Source organism: Halomonas sp. 707D4, assembly GCF_024158685.1.
Lineage (GTDB): Bacteria > Pseudomonadota > Gammaproteobacteria > Pseudomonadales > Halomonadaceae > Vreelandella.
In genome coordinates this window covers 1-2,480 of the sequence record NZ_JAMZBD010000451.1, presented here as the reverse complement: position 1 = coordinate 2,480, position 2,480 = coordinate 1, and the positions used below count along the sequence as shown (strand labels likewise).

Here is a 2,480-nt window from a genome sequence, read left to right as displayed (position 1 = left end):
CCACAACACCGCCGTGGTCTTCGACGGCGCACGCGGGCGCGTGGGCCAGTACCGCAAGATGCACATTCCCGACGATCCGGGCTTCTATGAGAAGTTCTACTTCACCCCGGGCGACGCCGACGAGCAGCGCAACGAAGGCTTCACGCCCATCGACACCTCCGTCGGCCGGCTCGGGGTGCTGGTGTGCTGGGATCAGTGGTATCCGGAAGCGGCACGTCTCATGGCGCTGGCCGGCGCGGAGCTTCTGCTCTACCCCACCGCCATCGGCTGGGACCCGCAGGACGACGACGCCGAAAAGGGTCGCCAGAAAGAGGCCTGGACGTTGATCCAGCGCGCCCACGGCGTAGCCAACGGCGTGCCGGTACTGGTCGCCAACCGGGTCGGCTTCGAGGCGGATCACTCCGGCGTCGGCGCCGGCATCGACTTCTGGGGAGGAAGCTTCGTCTGCGGCCCTCAGGGCGAGTTCCTGGCCCACGCCGGCACCGAGGCCGAGCAGCTGGTGGTCACCCTCGACATGGCCAAGAGCGAGCACACCCGGCGCATCTGGCCCTACCTTCGCGACCGCCGCGTGGACGCCTACGGCGACCTGACCCGCCGTTACCGCGACTGACCGCGCACAAAAAACGCCGGAGCCCCAGGGCTCCGGCGTTTTCGTTTCACGGCGCGGCTACTTCCAGAAATCGCGAATCGAGGCGATGCCCTGGGCGCCCACCGCGCGGGCGTGGTTGGCGTCGAAGCGGGTCATGCCGCCGAGGGCGAACACCGGCATGCCGGCACGCTCGACCAGCTGCTGGAAATCGTGCCAGCCCATGGGCGCGACTTCCGGGTGCGAGGGCGTGGTGCGCAGCGGCGACAGGGTGACGAAATCGCACCCCAGACTCGCCGCCTTCTCGAGCTGGGCCTGGTTATGGGTCGAGGCGGAGAGCCACTTGCCTTCGGCGATCGGCCGGCGCTCCAGGTTCATCAGCCGCTCGCTGGTCAGGTGGATGCCATCGGCATCGACGCGCTCGAGCAGTTCAGGCTCGCCGTTGAGCAAAAGCTTCGCGCCGTAATCGCGGCACAGCGCGAGCGAGCGCTCGGCGCGCGCCACGTAAGCGTCCTTCGAAAGCCCCTTGGCGCGCAGCTGGACCAGGCGCACGCCATCCTCTTTCAAGGCCCGTTCGAGCAGCGCCGCGAAGCGCTCGTCGTCCGCCTCCTCACCGGTGATCAGGTATTCGGTCGGCAGCATCACCGCGCGCAAGATCGGTAGGTTGGCCGCCGGGAAGGGATAGCTGACCAGCTCCTCCATCGGCACCCAGCGCACCGCCTGGCCTTCACGGCCGAAGGGCTCGCCGGCGAACTCGTGCACCTGCCAGACGTCGAGCAGGATATGCTTGTCGCTGTACTCGTGGTGAACGCGGATCAAGGGCTGGGCGCGGCGAATCTCGATGCCCAGCTCCTCGTGAAGCTCGCGCTTGAGCCCCTCGAGACCGGTCTCGTAAGGCGCTAGCTTGCCGCCGGGAAACTCCCACAGTCCGCCGTGATCCACGTTGGAGGGGCGGCGCGCGATCAGCACCTGCTGCTTGTCGGCGCTCACGATGGCCGCAGCGGCCACGTGAACCCGCCGTTTTACCTTTACATTCATTACGTCTTTTCCACATTGGAGCGCTGGCGTCGTCAGCGCTTGACTGCACGGGGGCCGAAGGTTCGACAACGCCACCACCGAGTCGAGCCCGACCGGCTCAGCTACGGTAGTCGGCGTTGATCGACACGTAGTCGTGAGAGAGATCCGAGGTCCACACGGTGGCCCGCGCCTCTCCCCGCCCCAGGTCTATACGAATGGTGATCTCTTCCTCACCCATCACCCGGCTACCCGCGGCCTCGGAGTAGCCGGCGGCGCGCCCGCCGTTTTCCACCAGGCGAACATCGCCCAGGTCGATCACCACGCGGCTGACGTCGAAACGCTCGACCGGCGCGCGGCCGACCGCGGCGAGGATACGTCCCCAGTTGGCATCGCTGGCGTAGAGCGCGGTCTTCACCAGCGGCGAGTGGGCCACGGTGAAGGCGACGTCGAGCGCCTCGGCCCGGCTTTCGGCACCGACGACCTCCAGGGTCACGAACTTGGTCGCCCCCTCGCCGTCGCGAATGATCATCTGGGCAAGCGAGGTCATCACCTCCTGCAGGGCGGCCTTGAAGGTGGCGATCTGCTCATCGGTCTCGATGCGCACGCCGGTGTTGGTCGCCGCCAGTATGCAGGCGTCGTTGGTCGAGGTGTCGCTGTCGACGGTGATGGCGTTGAACGAGAGATCCACGGTCTCGCGCAGAAGCCTTGCCAGCAGCGACTTCTCGATGGTGACGTCGCTCACCACGAACCCCAGCATGGTGGCCATGTTGGGCTTGATCATGCCCGAGCCCTTGGTGATGCCGTTGATGTGGAACGCCTGGCCGTCGATGGTACCCGTCGCGGTCGCGCCCTTGGCGCGGGTGTCGGTGGTCAGGAT

General features: G+C 67.1%; 3 protein-coding genes. 1 reads left to right on the top strand and 2 read right to left on the bottom strand.

The annotated features are described in order from the left end of the window. Window positions 1-610 (top strand): nitrilase-related carbon-nitrogen hydrolase (locus BIS11_RS15095; RefSeq protein ID WP_253586441.1); only part of this gene is annotated, 610 nt, incomplete at its 5' end. 57 nt (window positions 611-667) lie between these two features. Here the strand turns inward: BIS11_RS15095 and BIS11_RS15090 are convergent. Next, entirely contained in the window at window positions 668-1,624 is a 957-nt protein-coding gene (locus BIS11_RS15090) for a Nudix family hydrolase (RefSeq protein WP_253422026.1), read from the bottom strand. Between the two features lie 97 nt (window positions 1,625-1,721). Further along, window positions 1,722-2,480: bifunctional ornithine acetyltransferase/N-acetylglutamate synthase (locus BIS11_RS15085; protein ID WP_253586439.1), on the bottom strand; the 759-nt coding region annotated here is incomplete at its 5' end.

Coding starts and splice junctions, on each gene's coding strand:
- BIS11_RS15090 (WP_253422026.1), bottom strand. CDS start 1,624: ATGAATGTAAAGGTAAAACGGCGGGTTCACGTGGCCGCTGCGGCCATC.